The 17440-nt window shown below is 67.2% G+C and carries 13 protein-coding genes; 7 read left to right on the top strand and 6 right to left on the bottom strand.

The window, feature by feature from the left end:
• Positions 1-99: 99 nt before the first annotated feature.
• Positions 100-2517 (top strand): hypothetical protein, encoded by a 2418-nt coding sequence (locus tag AKJ09_RS23275; protein WP_146649408.1) that lies wholly within the window; start codon positions 100-102, stop codon positions 2515-2517.
• Positions 2518-2533: 16 nt separating this feature from the next.
• Positions 2534-3943 (top strand): O-antigen ligase family protein, encoded by a 1410-nt coding sequence (locus tag AKJ09_RS23270; RefSeq protein WP_146649407.1) that lies wholly within the window; start codon positions 2534-2536, stop codon positions 3941-3943.
• A gap of 19 nt (positions 3944-3962) precedes the next feature.
• Here the strand turns inward: AKJ09_RS23270 and AKJ09_RS23265 are convergent, their stop codons facing one another.
• Complete coding sequence (locus AKJ09_RS23265) at positions 3963-5324, bottom strand: phenylacetate--CoA ligase family protein (protein WP_169927782.1); 1362 nt, start codon at positions 5322-5324, stop codon at positions 3963-3965.
• Positions 5325-5358: 34 nt separating this feature from the next.
• On the opposite strand from AKJ09_RS23265, the gene AKJ09_RS23260 reads away from it, so the two are divergent.
• Positions 5359-6399 carry a glycosyltransferase family 2 protein gene (locus AKJ09_RS23260; protein WP_146649405.1) on the top strand — a complete coding sequence of 347 codons (1041 nt, stop codon included), beginning with the start codon at positions 5359-5361 and terminating at the stop codon, positions 6397-6399.
• Here AKJ09_RS23260 and AKJ09_RS23255 read toward each other — a convergent pair.
• Both AKJ09_RS23255 and AKJ09_RS23250 read right to left on the bottom strand, forming a co-directional pair.
• Positions 6363-7478: a hypothetical protein gene (locus AKJ09_RS23255; RefSeq protein WP_146649404.1), complete on the bottom strand. Its 1116-nt coding sequence runs from the start codon at positions 7476-7478 to the stop codon at positions 6363-6365. The two genes, AKJ09_RS23260 and AKJ09_RS23255, sit on opposite strands and share 37 nt — an antisense overlap.
• 34 nt (positions 7479-7512) lie before the next feature.
• Positions 7513-8511, bottom strand: coding sequence for an endonuclease/exonuclease/phosphatase family protein (locus AKJ09_RS23250; protein ID WP_169927781.1), 999 nt, complete (start codon positions 8509-8511; stop codon positions 7513-7515).
• Positions 8512-8553: 42 nt separating this feature from the next.
• Between AKJ09_RS23250 and AKJ09_RS23245 the strand changes: the two genes are divergently transcribed.
• Positions 8554-10128, top strand: a complete 1575-nt coding sequence (locus AKJ09_RS23245) for a lipopolysaccharide biosynthesis protein (RefSeq protein WP_146649402.1) — start codon at positions 8554-8556, stop codon at positions 10126-10128.
• A 56-nt stretch (positions 10129-10184) separates the two neighbouring features.
• On the opposite strand, the gene AKJ09_RS23240 is transcribed toward AKJ09_RS23245, so the two are convergent.
• Complete coding sequence (locus AKJ09_RS23240) at positions 10185-11408, bottom strand: glycosyltransferase family 4 protein (RefSeq protein WP_146649401.1); 1224 nt, start codon at positions 11406-11408, stop codon at positions 10185-10187.
• Between the two features lie 3 nt (positions 11409-11411).
• The gene (locus AKJ09_RS23235) at positions 11412-12071 is read right to left on the bottom strand and encodes a polysaccharide deacetylase family protein (RefSeq protein ID WP_146649400.1); all 660 of its coding nucleotides are present in this window, start codon (positions 12069-12071) and stop codon (positions 11412-11414) included.
• Between the two features lie 78 nt (positions 12072-12149).
• On the opposite strand from AKJ09_RS23235, the gene AKJ09_RS23230 reads away from it, so the two are divergent.
• Genes AKJ09_RS23230 through AKJ09_RS23220 form a run of 3 tightly spaced genes read left to right on the top strand, consistent with a single transcriptional unit; the run spans position 12150 to position 16379 of the window.
• The gene (locus AKJ09_RS23230) at positions 12150-13331 is read left to right on the top strand and encodes a glycosyltransferase (protein ID WP_146649399.1); all 1182 of its coding nucleotides are present in this window, start codon (positions 12150-12152) and stop codon (positions 13329-13331) included.
• Positions 13328-15364, top strand: coding sequence for an NAD-dependent epimerase/dehydratase family protein (locus AKJ09_RS23225; protein WP_146649398.1), 2037 nt, complete (start codon positions 13328-13330; stop codon positions 15362-15364). Before AKJ09_RS23230 ends, AKJ09_RS23225 begins: the two co-directional genes overlap by 4 nt.
• Positions 15365-15368: 4 nt before the next feature.
• Positions 15369-16379 (top strand): polysaccharide deacetylase family protein, encoded by a 1011-nt coding sequence (locus tag AKJ09_RS23220; protein WP_146649397.1) that lies wholly within the window; start codon positions 15369-15371, stop codon positions 16377-16379.
• A gap of 2 nt (positions 16380-16381) precedes the next feature.
• Here the strand turns inward: AKJ09_RS23220 and AKJ09_RS23215 are convergent, their stop codons facing one another.
• Positions 16382-17287: a cupin-like domain-containing protein gene (locus tag AKJ09_RS23215; protein ID WP_169927780.1), complete on the bottom strand. Its 906-nt coding sequence runs from the start codon at positions 17285-17287 to the stop codon at positions 16382-16384.
• Positions 17288-17440 lie beyond the last annotated feature (153 nt).

Here is a 17440-nt window from a genome sequence, read left to right as displayed (position 1 = left end):
TCTGAGGCCGCAGCGCGACTCTGAGACCGCGCCGCGGGCGACCGGTTCGCGTGACGCCGTGCCTTGCTGACAGGCAAGGTCTGCGTACGTTCCCGTGCCATGACGGGACTTCCTTCGCGCGCGTGTGCGGCGGTCCTCACCGCTGCCTGCGCGACCTTCAGCGTCGCGGCGCATGCCGCGCCTCCGGAGCCGGCGGGCGTGCACCCGCGCCTCTGGATGGACGCGACGACGAGGGCCTCGATGAAGTCGCTGGCGAAAAAAGAGGGCTCCGGTGTGGTGCGCGCGATCCGCGAGTGCAACAGGGTCGGCAGCGCTCTGAAGCAGGAGTCGAAGAACGTCTACATGGGCTTCGAATGGGGCGCACACGCCTCGAACTGCGCGATCGCGTATCTGGCGACGGGCCAAGCCTCGTATGCAGCAACGGGTCTACACTTCTTCTCCGCGCTTCTCGACGATTGGGAGTACGTCGGCGACGGCAAGGGCGGCGACAGCGCCGTGCGCCACGACAGCGGATACGCCATTCGCGCCGTCGGCGTGCACGCGGCGATAGCCTACGACTTCCTCCACGACGCGCCGGGCATGACCCCGGACCTCCTCGCCAAGGCGCGGCGACGCTTCAAAGCATGGACCGACTGGTACTACGCGAACGGCTACCGGGCGAAGAGCCCGGCCACGAACTACCACGCGGGCTACCTGTTCGCGGTCACGTTGATCGCCATCGCACAGGGCAGTGAAGCCGGCGAAAGCGGGACGGCGCTGTGGCGTCATGTGACCGAGCAGGTCTGGGGCACCGAGATGAAAGCCGCGGCGATCCCCGGCGGCCTGCTCGACGGAGGGGACTGGGGCGAGGGCTGGCAGTACGGACCGCTGGCGGTCGTCAGCTATGCGCTCGCGGCGCGCGCGATGATCGTGGCGGGGATGCCCCTCCCCGACTTCCAGCGCTGGGCGGAGCAGGTCGTGCGGAGGCACGTGCACGCGCTCTCGCCTTCCGGCAAGGGAACGTTCGCGGGCGGTGACACGCAAGACGAGACCCCGAGCGTGGCTCCCAATCCGTTCACGCTCGTGGGTGCGATCGCTGGCCCAACCCCCGATGCAGCGGCTGGATGGGCGAGAGCGGAGCTCGATCGGCTCCATCTCGTCACCAAGGACGAGTCGTTCCTGATCTTCGACGTGCTCGCCGACACGCGGAACGTGGAAGCGACGCCCTTCCCGCGCGACACCACCCCGACGTTCTATCTCTCGCGCGGCAACACCACGCTGTACGCACGATCGACCTGGTCGACCAACGCCACATGGATGGCGATGCAGTGTTCGCGATCCATCGAGGTCGACCATCTGCCGCCCAACGCAGGGAACTTCGTGCTCACGCGCGGTTCGGACGAGTTGGTCGTGGACCCGAGCCCCTATGGCTCGCTGAGCTCACTCACGAGCAACGCTCCGACGGTCGAGAGCGCTCAGCTCCCGGGGCCCTACCAGCCGAGTCAGGGATACTGGAGCGAGAAGACTGGATACGTATGGGCGCGGCAGACGGAGTCGGCGATCGTCACGGCCCGCTGCGACTACGCGGATCACTACCGCTTCCAGGAACGACCAAGCGACGTGCCGATGGCGATGCGCGACGTAGTGCTCATTCCGAGCGAGAACGGGGACGCGACCACGGTCGTCGTAGATCGCGCGCGAACCGCCTCGCCCGCGCACCCGCTGCATTTGCGCTTTCGTAGCACCGCGAGTCTGACGCTCGACCCCGAAGGCGCTCGCGGCGCTCGCGGGACGAGCGGCCGGTCAGCACTGACGATCGTTCCGCTCTTCACGAGCTCGGGAGCGCCACTCGTTCGTCGAGCCACCACCGGCGACTGCTTCGGAAAAGACACCCCGCGTGGCAACTGCACCGCGGCGCGCTTCGCGGTCCAGGACTACGTCCTCACGGTGGGCGGCGGGGACGCGTCGGCCATCCACGTGCTTGACCTGACGGCAGCGAACGAGAAGCTCCCCAGCCCACGGTTGACCAGCGCGCCCGGCTACCGTGTGGTGAGCTTCGAGCGTGGCAAGCGACACGCCTCCGTGGTGATCGCGGAGCCCGGCGAACCAGCAACGCTCACCTATCGTGCGGCGCCCGGCCATCACGTGGTGCTCGACGCGCCGGGCGCTCGAGCGGGCCACGCCCGGGTCACCGCGACGCGCGACGGACCGCTGTGTGCCGTGACCGTGAACGCCACTGCGTCCGGTGGAATGGACGCGAGACCGCTTACCCTCCTGCTCTCCGAGGCCTGCAGCGTCACGGAAGACATGACGCAGACTCGTCCCGTCCCCTCCTCCCTGGACGACGTCGCGGGAGCAAGTCGACCGCCGCAACCTAGCCTCGTTCCCCCGCCCATCGAGCCACCGGGACGTGGAGCCATGCCGGCAGCCACACGCAGTGGATGTCGCTGCGACGTTGCTCGCGAGGGTCCGGGCGGCACAGCGGTAGGGCTCATTTTCGTCGGCTTCACGCTCCTCGCGTTGCGCCGTCGCCGCTAGGGCGCGAGCTCGAATCATGGCGTTCATCGGCGCACTCTTCTTGGTCGTGTTCCTCCTCCTCCGGCCCATGGACCTGTGGCCGGAGGTCGCTGGGCTCCACTCGCTCGAGGCTCTGAGCACGCTCACGGCGGCCGGCGTCGGCTGGGAGACGTTGCGCCGACGTCCTGACTCCGCGGCGTCACCACAGTTGCCCTGGCTCGCCGCGGTTTGCGCGTTGGCCTATGCCGTCTCCGTGGCCCGCCTGGGCCTCGACCGAGGACTGAGCGCGGGATGGAGTATCACGCTCGGCCCGTTCTTCATGCTGCTGTTCGTCTTCGCGTTCGGAACGATGAAGCGGCTGCGAGCGCTGATGGCCGTGCTCCTCGCGTGCCTCGCGTTCATCTCCGTTGTGGCGATCCACCAGGGGGAGCAACCGCGGCAGTGCGTCGAACTGCACGAGGATCCTTCGGAGCCGGGCTCGGAGCCTGCCATGATACCCGACGGTCGCGCGTGTGAGGGTGCCCGGCTCTGCGAATCGGAGGGCGGCGTGCCTGGCAGCGACTACGTCTGCGAGCGGGTCGGGTTGCTCGGGACGATCAGCACACAGGGACGTGTGCGCTGGCGCGGGCAGCTCGACGATCCGAACGAGCTGGCGGTGATCATCGGCGCGCTCCTCCCGTTCCTCTTCATGTTCGGTTCGAAAGCCAGCGATGCGGACGCCGTGCGTGGCGGCAAGCGCCTGTTGACCCTCTTCCTGCTGGGTCTGTTCCTGTTCGTCAGCGTTTGGGCCGTCGTCCTCACCCAATCGCGCGGCGGCCAGATCGTCGTTGGCATCGCGGTCGTGAGCATGTTGGTCCGCCGGTACGGATGGTGGGCCGTCATCGCCGGCGCCATGATGACGGCTCCACTCGTCGTCCTGTCGTGGCGCTCCGGAACGGACGCCGACTCGTCCTCCGCGGAGCGCGCCGAGATCCTTGCCGAAGGGCTCCAGCTGCTGAAAAGCCATCCCTTGGTCGGGATCGGCGTCGCTCAGTTCGCGAAGGAGAACCCGATGAACATGGCGGCGCACAACTCGTACTTGCTCATCGCCACGGAGCTGGGGGTCCCCGGTTTTCTCGTCTGGTGTGGCCTCGTCTGGATGACGACGAAGGTCCCCTTCGCCATCGTGCGGCGCCCGCCGCCCGGGCTCGACCCCGGCACTCTCCTCTTCGCCGAGGCGCTCGCCGCGTCGATGCTTGCCCTCCACGCCGGCGTGTTCTTCTTGTCGTTCATCTACAAGACCATCTTCTTCGTGTGGCTTGCCCTTCCGGGAGCGCTCTACATCGCGGTTCGCGCGGTGCACCCCGAATTCGAGGTCCGCGTCACGAAGCGAGACCTCGCTGGAACGTGTGTCCTGGCCGTCGCGTCCATCATCTCCGTTCGCGTGGCGGCGATGAGCGCTCACTGAAGAACTGTCCAAATTGCAGTCAAGCTTCGCGAAGGATGACCTGCCTCTTGCCGCTGCTGCTGACCGGGAGCTCGCTCCAGAACTCGCTGATGACGGGGGCGCCCTTCAAGTACTTCTGAAAGCCGTCGAGCAGATAGCGGTGCGCAGGCTCGTCGAACCCGTTGCTCTTCACCAAGCGCAGCGTGACGGTTCCATCGGCGCGCTGCACCACCTGGAATCCGCGAAACGCATGTCCCACGTGCGCGAGGAGGGCGTGTACGAAGAGCCCGCCGACGGGAGCGCCGCTCCCATCCCTCAGCATCGCCGCGACGCGCCCCTCGATGGCGCGCAGACGACGAAGGCCGCGACCGCAAGCACAGGGCGCATCATCGCCAGCCACGGCACGATCACCGTTGAGGTACCGGATGAACGGCATCGCTCGATTGTGCAGATCCGTGACCGCAATCTCCCCCACCTCACCAGGAGCGGCATGGCGAACCGTTCCGCCTTCACGCACGACGACCTCGACGATGACGTTCTCCATCGGAATGTGAAGCCCATCGTGCTCCGCGCATTCCGCGCCCATGAGCATCACCTCGCGCGAGCCATAGGTCTCGAAGACGGCGGGACCGAACGCCTCCTCCATCACCTTCCGATCCGAAGGCACGAGCGCCTCGGCTCCGCACAGGACGGGAATCGTGCCCCACGACCGCGCCCCCGTCTCGACCACGCGGCGTGCGAGGTCGGCGCCTGCCGACGAGAAGCAGATGATCGTCTGCGGCCGAAAGCGCTTCAGCTCCGCGATCGCCTCGTCCAATCGCTCGGCCGAACGCACGGAACAATCGACATAGCGGTCCCGCCGTAGCGAGTGATCGATGTCGACCTTCGCTTTCCGCCAGCCCTCCTGCCGCGCGCCGGGTCCCCAGAAGTGGAAGGTGCGCATCCCCGGCCGATAGCCCGCCCATGCGTAACTTCGCAGCCGAACCGCCTGCCGCCAGTCTTCGGAGGCGCGCTCGTAGCCGAACGAAAGGGGAAGACCGAGGGTGCCGCTCGTGGATTTGCGGATCTCGACGACCGGAGCGCTCGTCGATCGCCGCGTCGCTTCGGACGACTGCGCGTCTTCTCGAGTCAGAAGCGGGAGTCGCAGCACGTCGTTCATCGTTCGCAGCTCTCGGACGTCGACCCCGGCCGCAGCAAAGCGTTCCCGATAGTAGGGAACGTGCCGATCCGCGTGATCGACGAGGCCGCGCAGTTCGCTCAGCTGAAGCTCGATGAGCCTCTCGGTGGAGAGCCACTCGGTCTGCTGGAGCGAGCGGAGCTTGCCGAGCGTGGGGCGGCGTCGAATCACCCCTTCCCACAGCGGGAAGAGCACCCCACGAAAGAGATGGCCGTAGACATCCATCGACGTGAGCCTCCCATGGTTAACGTCGCGATGAATGGACAACGTGTCGAGCGGACCGGTCGTGACCATCGCGATTCCGTGCTTCAACGAGGAACGCCACATCGAGGCGTGCCTCGCTGACATCTTCGCGCAGGACTATCCGCCGGCAAGCATCGAGGTGCTCATCGGCGACGGCATGAGCACCGACGGCACTCGGGAGATCATAGGCCGCATCGTCTCGCAGTGGCCAGGCGCTCCTCGCGTTCGCGTCATCGACAATCCTCGCAGGCTGCAGGCAGCGGCCATGAACGCGGTGATCGCCGAGGCCCGCGGCGAGATCATCATTCGCATGGATGTCCACGCGCGGTACGCGACCGACTACGTGCGACAGTGCATCGCCGTCCTCGAAGCGACCGGCGCCGCCAACGTCGGCGGGGCGCAGCGCGCTCGGCCCAAGACCTGGTTCCAGCGTGCGCTTTGCGCGGCGCTCGACAGCCCCGTCGCGGTGGGCGGAGCGCGCTATCGCAACGCGGACGCCGAGGGCTTCGTCGACACCGTGTTCCTCGGCGCGTTCCGGAAGCGCGTGTTCGAAGCGGCCGGCGGCTACGACCCGATGGCGATCACGAACGAGGACGCCGAGCTGAACCAGCGCATCCTCGCGGGGGGAGGCAAGATCTATCTCAGCAAGAAAATCGTGGTGCACTACTACCCGCGCGACTCCTTCCGCAGCCTCTCGCGCCAGTACTTCAGGTACGGACAAGGACGCGCCCGTACGCTTCTCAAGCACAAGACCTTCCCGACTCCGCGCCCGGCCATCCCCTTCTTGATGGTCACGGCGGGAGGAGCGCTACTCCTGAAGCCCTCGTGGCGCCGGCGCGCGCCGCTCGCCTTCGGGGCCTATGGCGCGCTCGTCGCGGTGGAGGCCCTCCGCGTGTCGCGGCGTCACGGCTGGACGCTCGCTCCGGCGGTGGCTGCGATCTTTCCAGTCCTCCATCTCTCCCACGGAGTCGGATTCGGTGTCGGTTTGGTGCAGTACGCACTCAAACCCGACTGGGCCGCTCACGCCGTCGCGGCGGGCGGCGGAGGGAGAACGTGATCGCGGCAATCGTTCGGGTTGCCCGAACGCCCCTCCATCGCGGCAATGGCGATGTTGTACATCTCGCGCGCGGTCACGTAGTGGAGCTGCCACGTCTTGCCGTCGTTGTACTGCGTCGTGAGAATGCGATGCAGCGCGTCCCCCCCCTTGCCGAGGAGTGAAGCGGCCTCCGCCTCGGGCGCGCCGTGCGTGTGGAGCTTCACGAAGACCCACTCCGGCCGCCCCTCGACGTGGATGGCCTGCTCGAGCCAGGTCCGCGCGCGCTCGGGCGTGGCCGGATCGTTGGCGCGGACCTCTGCGCTCTCGATGCGTATCCCGAGACGATCCCGACGCCGCGACAACGCGAGCGGGCCTTGCACGAGCAGGATGCGATCGTCTTTCACGTGGCCGACCCGCGCCGGCTCTCCGGACTCGTAGCAGCGCTTGGAAGAGAGATCGCCGGCCGGCCAGTAGATCCGGTTCACGATGTTGGGTTGGCACTGATCGGGCGCCGATGGGAAAGTAAAATCAGCGAAACAGCCCGTCCTGAAGAGAAGCGGTACCTCGTCGTCCACTCCGCACCATCGGCCGTCGGTCCGTGCGTTCGCGAGCGCCCAGTTGCCGTGGATGAAGGCGTAGCGGAGACGGCCATCGGCATCGCGCGCGAGATGGCCGTGCTTCGCGTAGTTCGCGAGCGCTTCGAGCAGCTGAGGCTCGAGCGTCGCAGCCGTGTCGCCGTCGTGATGGAGATGCACCTCGACCTCCCCGAGGCCTTTGCGCGCGAGGCCGGCGAGAGCATCGAGAGAGTGCGGGCGGTACTGCTCGCCGGGAAAAAAGAACGAATGTCGCGGCCTGAAGCCGTCGGCGTCGCGATAGCGATCGACGAGGCGAGGATATCCCTCCTGCCAGGCGCGGACGCGCCCTTTGCCCCTCTCCTCGTCCGCGCGCCCCCACAGGGGCTCGTAGTGGTCGCACAGCGCGAAGATGAGATGCCGTGGACCGTCGTAGCGCCGTGTGAGCGATCGCCATGCGACGTGCCGAGCCCAGCCTGGCAGCCATCGATCGAAGTGCTTGCTGCGAAGCTTCTTGAGGAGGCCCATCGCGTTCGGCGCTCAGCATAACCAGCGCACGCCGTCAGCGATGCGAGTCGATCTCGAATTCGACGAACAGTGCCCGATGGTCCGACGCGCCCTGCTTTCCGACGCGGGCATCGACGAAGTGGATGCGGTCCGACGCGAAGGCACGATCGATGCGCATCCAGGGGCGCTTCGCCGGAAACGTGTAGCCGAAGCCGAAGCCGACGTCGTCGAAGGCATCGTGGAGATCGCCGAGGTAGCGGCGGCCCGTCGCACTCAGTCCTGGGAGGTTGGTGTCACCGGCGATCACGAACGGAATGTCGTCGCGACGTACGGCAGCCATGACGGCCGCGATCTGCTCCTCCCGATGCCGGATGTTGTCGTTGGTCTGATCGTCATCGAACAGCGCTTGCCGCGGCGAGAAAGGATGGACGTTGAACACGCGAAGTGGTCCGGCGTCGGTCTCGAGCACGTAGCCGACGAACTTGGCAGGCGTTCCGTCGGCGAGCGGCGGGGGCTCCTCCACCTTCACGATCGGGTAGCGCGTGATGAGGAGAAAGTCGTCGCACTCGTGGGTCGAGCGATCCGGAAATCTCGCCTTCACGCGCTCGCCCATCGAGGAGTACGTGGCCTGGAGAAGAATGATATCCGCCTGCATGGCACCGATCTCGTCGAGCAGCGCGGGGCGGCCGAGCCTGCCGAAGAAGACGTTGTAGCTCGCGAGGCGGACAGGAAACTCGGACGCGCGGGCGCCGCCGAGATGGAGCCCCATCACCGGAAACAGCGCGATGAGACAGGCAACGCCTTGGAGACCGACGAGAAGCCGGCGCTTCGTGAGCGGCGCGACGACCGCCGCCAGCACCGTCGCGACGAGGACCGGTTGGCGAGGCGCGTAGAGCGCCAGCAGCGCGACGCGCGATCGCTCGCCGATCCCCAGGATCGCAAGGAAGAATGCGAAGCACGCGAGCTCGACGACGATCGCCCAGAACAGAACGCGCCGAGCACGAGCCCACCGCAGTGGCGCGGCAGCTTTGCCGTCTGTGGATGGCGCCTTCATCTCGTCATTCCCTCCTGGCATCCGATAGCAACGGGCCACATCGTGTCGAGTGTGTCCACGCCGCCCGCAAAGCTGAAGCCCCCTTCGCGACGGAGGACGATCGCGAACGTCGTCGTTTCGCAGATCAGCACCGCGGTCGCCACGGCAGGGTCCTTCCTGGTCACCCCGGCGATCCTTTTCGGGCTCGGCGACTCGGCCTACGGCGGGTGGCTCCTCATCAATTCGTTCATCAGTTACCTGCGCCTGCTGGACCTGGGTACCTCCGCGGGAACCGTGAAATACGGCGCGGGCGCGGAGGGACGCGGCGACGCGGGCGACCTCGCCAACGTCATGAACACGTCCGCGGCGATCTTCACGTGCCTCGCGGCGACCGCGCTCCTGACGACCCTCGCGCTGACCCGCGTCCTACCGCATTTCTTCCCTACCATCGCGAGCGGCCACACGTTCACCATCGTGACGCTGGGCGCCGCGATGGTGTTCGAGCTCGGGTCGCGGCCTTTCGTAGCGGCGCTCCGCATGCGCTCGATGCACTGGATCCACGACACCGCCGAGATCTGCACCTACTCGGTGTTCAAGCTCGGACTCGTCGTCTACTTCGCGTACCGGCGCGAGCTGTCCTATGAGGTGCTGGCGCTGCTGACGCTCGGCGAGACGAGCACGCGCGCCGCCGTGTCGGCCTTCGCCGCGCTCTACATCTCCCCCGCAGTGCGCCAGCTCAATCCGCTCCGCGCCGATCGCGCCATGGTGCGGAAGCTCGTCACCATGGGCGCGGCGGTCACGCTCATCATGGTCGCCGACGTCGTGCGCTTCCAGCTCGACGCCGGCGTCATCGGCTATCTCCTTCCCGAGAGCCCGATCAGCATCTCGATCTTCGGCGTCGGAACCCGCCTCGCGAGCGTCTCCTTCATGGCGATCGGCACGATCGCGGCCGTGCTCATGCCTCGCTTTTCTGGGCTCGCAGAGAGCGGCGACAAGAAGAGCAACGTCGACCTGCTCCGCATCTCCAGCTTCGTGACCGGACTCGTGGCTTCGTTCGTCCTCGTCAACATCGCCGTGCTCGGCCCGCAGTTCCTCGTGCTCTGGCTCCACAAACCATGGGTCACGACGAGCGGTCAGATCCTTCTCATCGTCGTGCCCGGGTATTACATCGCGCTCCTCAGCGGACCGAGCTCGGCGTTCCTCCTAGGACGCGGGAAGCTGCGCGGCCTCACCATCCTTACCGTCGCCGAAGCGATCACCAACCTCGGGCTGAGCGTCGTCCTCGTGAAGCCGCTCGGCGTCTTCGGCGTGGCGCTCGGCACGGCCATCCCCCTTGCCTTCTTCCGCGGGGTCGCATTTCCGCTTCTCCTCAAGGACGACCTCGGGCTGACGCCGGGCGCGTATTACCGGATGCATGCGCGCGCCGTGCGCCTCGGGCTGACCTACCTCGCTCTGGTCTCTGGGCTCGTGTTCGTCCCGATCTCGACCTACCGGGTCTTCTTCCTCCTCGCGCTCGGAAGCGCGGCCGTGTTCGCGGCGCTCCTCATGACGGGGGTTCCCGAACTGCAGGCCGCGATCGTGCGAAGGGCGGGTCAGCGCCTCCGCCGCACAGCGGTCGCCCCGACCCCCGAGCCGTGAGCGAGCGCTTCGCGAATATGGCTCGCGGGGTGCCGTGTTTGGGACATCGCTGGAAGCTAGAGAGCCGCCCGAGTGGCCGGCCCTTTCGCGCGATCGAGCACATCGAGCAGCCGTTCGGCGCTGTCCGCCCAGCTCCCGCGCGCCCCGAGCGCCGCGACGGCTGCCGGATCGTAGTCGAGCATGGCGGCGCGACCGAGCGCCGCCGCGAGCGCGTCGACGTCGCGCGCGGCGACGACTTCACCGAGCGCCGGAGCCGTGATCAGGTCCGGAATTCCGCCCACCGCCGAGGCAATCACGCGCCGCCCGGAAGCGAGCGCCTCGAGGACCACGTTGGGCGTGCCCTCTGCCCAGCTCGGCAGCGAAAGCACATCGCACGCCGCCATCCAGATCGGCACCTCGCGGAGCGGCCTCGCCCCCGCGAGCATGACACGTCCCGGCCAGCGCGCGGCCAGCGCGACGAGCGCGGCCTTCGCCTCGCCACCACCGACGATCGCGAGATGGATACTGGGATGGGCGCCCGCGATCCGCTCGAAGGCGGCTGCGAGGTCGAGCACTCCCTTCGACTCCTTGAGATTCCCTACGAAGAGAACGATCCGCGCGCTCTCGGCGAGCCCGAGCTCGCGGCGGGCGGCGCCGCGATCGCGAAGGTGAAAGAGCTCGGCGTCGACTCCGTTCATCACCACCGAGACGCGATCGGCGGGCACCCCCAGCGCACACGCCTCCTCGGCGAGCGCACGGCTCACGGCGACGACGTGGGCCGCCTGGGGTAGCGCGAGGCGGAGCAGCCGCCTCGGCCCCGGGAGCTTGGCGATCATGTTCATGTCGCTCCCGTGAAGCTTCACCACCGCGGGCACACCGAGGAGCCGCGAAAGAGCCACGGCGGCGGCGCCATCGGGGTAGGCCCACGTGCCCAGCAGCACATCGACCTTGCCGCGATACGAGAGCACGAGCGGCGCAAGCGACGCGAAGTACAGAGGTGCCCACAGCCCATGACCGATGCGCGGCACGAACAGCGTGCGCGGATGCCGAACGTCCATCCCGTCGATCACCTCGCGGTCCGGGACCTTCGTGAGGCGCCCCGCGCTCGTCCGCCCCGCAAGGAGCCCCGCTCCGGGATGCCACGGGATCGTGCCGAGAACGTCGACCTGACACCGTCTTGCGAGCGCGCCGATCTGTTGCCGGTTGAACGGGGCCGACGCCGGCTCCGCAGCGTTCGGGAAGATCTTCGTAATGACGAGGACCCGCAGCGAGCCCGTTCCTGAGCGAGTCACTAGGGACACGACCTAGACCTCGAACATCTTCGCCATGGTGACGAGCTCGTAGCCGGCGTCGCGCAGATCTCCAACGATGCGAGGAAGCGCCTCGAGTGTCCACGTCTGCCCCTCGTGGAGGAGAATGACTTCACCGGCCGACACCTGACGCGCCGCACAGCGCGTCGCAACCTCGGCAGCGTCGCGGATCTCGTAGTCGTGCGAGTCGAGCGACCACATCGCCAGCACGTTGCCACCAGCGAGCAGCTGCGCAAGAACGCGCGCATCGACGTTGCCGTACGGCGGACGGATCCAACGCCGCGCCGTCGAACGCAGCCCTAGCACCGCTTCGGTTCGTCGGAGCTGCTCTCGAAGCTCGCGCCAGGGCAGACGTGTGAAGTGCGAGTGATCGTAGCCGTGGCTCGCCACCTGATGACCGCGTCGCACGTACTCGCGCGCGAGCTCTGGCCGTCGCTCGCACGACTTGCCCACCAGGAAGAACGTGGCGCGCACGTCCAGCTCATCGAGGCGATCGAGATACGCATTCGTGAGCTCGTCTGGCCCGTCGTCGAACGTGAGCGCGATCTGGCGACGGTCCGTTCGCCCTCGCTGGACTAGGCGAGAACGCGGAATGGCGCGGTAGACGGCGTCCTTGACGACGGCCCTGAGCTGCCTGCGAAGAGGCCCAAGCACGCAGGAGACGTAAGGAGACTTTCAAGAGGCGACAAGGTCACGCGACCGGAGGCGTGCGTGATTAGTTTTCTTCGTCCATTGACGCGCCCCGGAATCATCGCATTTGCCAAGGACTGGCACGAAGACCCGACATCGAACCATCACGTGCTCCGCGAGCTCGCCAGGACGCGCCGCGTGCTCTGGCTCAACTCGATCGGGACGCGAACGCCGAAGCTCTCGAGCGACCGGGATCTCGGCAAGATCCGCCGCAAGCTCGGCGAGGTGACGCGCGGCCCCATCAACGTCGAGAACGATCTCTGGGTGTTTTCGCCGGTGGTGCTTCCGTTGCCGCACAGTGCAGCGGCGCGACGCGTAAACCAAGCGATCCTCCGCGCCACGATCGCCGGCCTGCGATGGCGACTCGGCCTCGAGGACTTCCACCTTTGGACGTTCCTGCCCAACGTCGCGGACTACGTAGGGCTCCTCGGTGAGTCGCTCGCGGTGTACTACTGCGTCGACGAGTGGTCGATGTTCGCGCACCTCGATCGCGACGAGACGGTGAGGGCGGAGAGCGCATTGCTCGCGAAGGTCGACTGCGTCTTCGCCATCAACAGTGAGCTCGCGGAGGCGAAGCGCCCGCTCAATGCAGCAACGTATCTCGCGCCCCACGGCGTGGATCACGCGCTCTTTGCCGGCGCGCTCGACGACGCAACCGTCGTCCCCGCGGACATCGCCGCGCTGCCCAGGCCGGTCATCGGCTTCTACGGCACACTGCGAGACTGGGTCGACCTCGATCTCGTCGCCCATGTCGCGCGCGCGCGACCGTCGTGGAGCATCGCGCTCATCGGCCAGCAGCTCGACGACGTCGGCGCGATCGCCGGCCTCGCCAACGTTCACCTGCTGGGCAGGAAGCCGCACGACCTGCTCCCCGCGTACTGCAAGGGCATGGACGTCGGCATCATTCCCTACCGCATCGACGAGCGCATGAAGTTCGTCAACCCCATCAAGCTGCGCGAGTACCTTTCGGCGGGGCTGCCGGTGGTGTCCACCGCGGTCCCCGAGGTTCGCCGCTACGCGCACTGCTGCGCGATCGCGGAGACCGGCGATGAGTACGTCGCTGCGATCGAGCGAGCGCTCGCCGAAGACTCTGCGGCGAAGAGGCGAGAGCGTTCGACATCGATGGCCGCCGAGACTTGGCCGAATCGGGTGGCTTCCATCGCTCACATCGTCGACGGCGCTGCTAAGACGAAACGTGGAGCGAGAAGCGAGAAGAGAAGATGACGAGCGCACGCTTTCGGGCCGGCATCGTCGGAGCCGGTAGCATCAGCGAGTTTCATATCCACGCGGTCAACGCGCTACCTGGGCTCGTCGAGCTCGTAGGCGTCACGGACCTCGACCCGGCACGCGCCGAGGCGACCGCGAAGAGGCTGCAGACGAACGCGTATCCGTCCCTCGACGCGCTGGTCGACAAGGCCGGCGCGAACGTCATCCATGTCCTCACCCCTCCGTCGGCGCATGTTCCCGTTGCGCTCGCGGCGCTCGAGCGCGGATGCCACGTCCTCGTCGAGAAGCCGATCTCGGAAGACGAGGCCGAGGGCAAAAGGATCGCCGAGCTCGCGATGCGCAAGGGGCTCACCGTCTGCGTGAACCACTCGCTCCTCTTCGACCCGCAGGTCAAGCGCGCGCTCGACGCGGTGCGGGCAGGCAAGCTAGGTGAGGTGGTCTCGGTCGACATCCTCCGCGGCTCCGAGTACCCGCCCTACGAAGGCGGGCCGCTCCCGCCGTGGTACCGCAGCGCTGGCTACGCGTATCGCGATCTGGGCGTCCACTGCATGTACCTGCTGCAGGCGCTGCTCGGCCCCATCGAGGCGGTCTCGGGCGAGTGGCGAAGCCTGGGCGGTGACCCCAACCTCGCGTTCGACGAATGGCGCACCCTCGTGCGCTGCAAGCGCGGACTCGGACAGTTCCAGCTGACCTGGAACGTCAGGCCGATGCAGAGTCAGATGATCATCCACGGCACGAAGGCCGTGCTGCGCGTCGACCTCTTCGCGATGTTCCACGGCAAACGCAGCTCGACCCCGCTGCCCAAGGCTGCGGAGCGTCTCGTCAATGCGTTCACCGATTCCATCCAGCCGCTCATCGACGTGCCGATCGGCGTGTGGAAATTCGTGCGCAAGGACGTCCGTGCCTATCAGGGCCTGCGAGACCTCGTGGCCGCGTTCTACCGCAGTCTCGACGTGGGAACGCCGCCGCCGGTCAGCGCCGAAGAAGCGGTCGCGATCATCCCGTTCGTCGAGCAGGTGGCCCGCGCCGCCGAGGCGGACCACGCCGCGCGGCTCGCCACGTTTTCGACATCGGCCGCGATCCCTATCGTCGTCACCGGCGCCTCTGGCTCGCTCGGCTCGGCGCTGGTGAAGCGCCTGGTCGGGGAGGGCAAGAGGGTCCGCCTCTTCGTGCGCCGCATCCCCGAGCGACCTATCGCGGGCGTGGAGTACTGCTTCGGCAACCTCGGTGATCGTGCTGCGGTCGACCGCGCCCTTGCCGGAGCAACGACAGTCATCCACGCCGGCGCGTCGATGAAGGGAGGCTGGCCCGAGCACCTCGGCGGGACGGTGATGGGCACCCAGAACGTGATCGATGCGTGCAAAAAGCACGGGGTCGAACAGCTCGTTCATATCTCGTCGATGTCGGTCGTCGACTGGGCGGGCTCGAGCGGGCTCCCCGTCGTCGCCGAGACCGCTGCGCTGGAGCCCCGCGCTGGGGAACGGGGCGCGTACACCCGAGCGAAGCTCGAGGCCGAGCGCAAGGTCACGGAGGCGGCCAAGGCCGGACTACCGTGCGTGATCCTCCGGCCCGGCCAGATCTTCGGCGGCGGCATTCCGATCGTCAACGGTGCCGTCGCGCGACGGGCCGGCGGAACGTGGCTCATTCTCGGCGACGGGAAGCTCGAGCTGCCGCTCGTCTACATCGACGACGTCGTCGATGCGATCCTGGCAGCGATGACGACGAAGCTCACGCACGGCGAGATCATTCACGTCATCGATGATGCGCAGCTCACACAGGCCGACGTCCTCGGCCTCGCGGGCGGTGGCGCCGCTGTGATCAAGGTACCTCGCACCGTGGTCTTTGCGCTCGGGAAGCTCAGTGAGGTGCCCCTCGGTGCGCTCGGTCGCCCCTCCCCCATCGCGCTCTACCGGCTGAAGTCGGCGCTCGCGCGCCTTCATTGTGAGAGCGATCGCGCGCTCACGCTCCTCGGGTGGCAGCCGCGCGTTGGTGTGTTGGAAGGCATCCGCCGCGTTGCTGCCCTACGCTAGTGGGATGAATCGAAGGGGGCTCGCAACCTCCGTTGCGTCGCGCGCGGGCCTGCTGCAGCTCCTCGAGCGCGCAGGCGCGCGGCCGGCGCTCGCCGTGCTCGTCTACCATCGCGTCCTGTCGCCGGACGGCCACCGTTACGACAAGGCGGTGATCGAAGCGACGCCCGAGGAGTTCGACGAGCAGATGGGGATGCTCAAGCGGCGTCACTCGGTTGTCACTGCCGACGAGCTCACCGACGTGATCCTCAATCCAACCAAGCTACGGCACTTCCGCGTAGCCGTTACCTTCGACGACGGGTATCGCGACAACTACGACCACGCCTTTCCGATCCTGAAGTCCCACGGCCTCTCGGCGACGTTCTTCGTATCCACCCACTACATGGATAGCCGGCGGCTTTCTTGGTGGGACCAGGTCGCCTACGTCATCCGGAAGTCTCGGCGCTCCACGCTGAAGCTCGAATATCCGAAACGCGTCGCCGTCGAAGTCGATCGCGACGCCCCAGACCTGGCGATCCAGACCATCTTGCGCCTGTACACGCGAAGCAACGCCGATCTCTCCTGCTTTCTGGCGGCCGTCGAAGAGGCGTGCGAGCTGCGGGTACCTGACGAAGCGGAAGACCGGCAGTTCATGTCCTGGCAGGAGGCGCAGGAAATGAAGGACGCGGGCATGTCGATCGGCTCGCACACGCATAGCCACGGAATCCTCGCCGCCATGACGGCGGAGCAGCAGCGTGCAGAATGCCGCGAATCGCGGGAGCAACTGAAGGCGCGGAACCTGACCTCCGACGTCCTCGCCTACCCGGTCGGAAGCGTCACCACGTTCTCGGCGACGACCATTCGGTGCGCCAAGGATGAAGGTTATCGAATCGCCTTCTCGAACTACGGAGGAGTGAATCGGCCCGACGCGATGAATCCCTTCGACGTCAAGCGCATGAACATGAACATCGATGAGACCGCACGGCAGCTTCGCTTCCGGCTCGCGCTTAGCCGAGTGTCGCGCCGCGCCGCCTGGTGAGCTCAGGCCGGTGCGTATCGCTGCGAGTTGTCGCGGACTCCCCGCCCGAAGGCGCGGCGTACGGCGGCGCGGGCGGTGGCATATCCCAAGAGAAGGGCGGTCGCGATCTTGTCGCGCGCCGGCGAGGCGCCGATGGCGCGCGGGCGTACGCCGAGCCGCCGCAGGCGCGCGTTACCGCGGTAGAGCAGCTCGCGCTGGCGCGTCGAATCCGTGTAGTAGGTGAAGCTAATGGTGATCGACGGCTCGTCGCCGTTCTCGACCATGTGTGGCGAGGTCGAAGGCATGTAGCCGCCCAGGCCCGGGACCAGGTCGAAGACGCGGGCGCGGCCGCGGAAGGCCTCGTTCCACGTCACGAGCTCGCGGGAGTGCTGGTCGTGAAACAGCTCCTGCGCCTCTTCCGAGACCACCTCGCGGTCGAACGGATCCCAGACGTAGAGGCGCTTCTTGCCGCGGATCTGCATGATGAGGTTGTGCTCGTGATCGATGTGGAACGGAGTCACCGCGCCGGGCGATGACACGAAGATCCAGCCGGCGCGATAGCACATGCCCGGATCGTGGGCCTCCACCGCCGGGCGGACCGCATCGAGCACCTCGTCGACGAGCCGGCGGTAGATCGGGTCGGCCTGGACGTTGAGCAGCGACATCCATGCTCTGGCCTCGGCGATGCCCGCGAGCGTCTCCTCGGCGCTCTTCGCGTTGGGGTGGAGCAGCGGCGCGTCCGCGAAGCTCGAGCCGGCGGTCGCGTCGTCGCTGTGGGTCCGCACCAACCGACGGCTCTCCAGCCGCTTGCCGAGCGCGACGAGTGCGTCGAGCTGCAACAGCGGGTGGTCCACGAGCTGGTGGGTGACCGCCTGAATCTTCCACGCTTCGAAGGCGGCGGCGGGCTCGAGGTGAATGGACGCAGCCATCGCGCGCAGGAGCATAACCACCAGGAGCAGCGGCGCCCTTTTCTGTTAAGATGCGACCGTGGGGTTCATCGACGTAGCCGCGCGCATATCCAAGAACGGTTGGCGTATCCCGAGTGTCGGCGTTCGGCTCACGGCCGCGCCACGCGATCCTCA

This window comes from Labilithrix luteola (assembly GCF_001263205.1).
Lineage (GTDB): Bacteria > Myxococcota_A > Polyangia > Polyangiales > Polyangiaceae > Labilithrix > Labilithrix luteola.
This window is presented reverse-complemented; position numbering and strand designations above follow the sequence as displayed.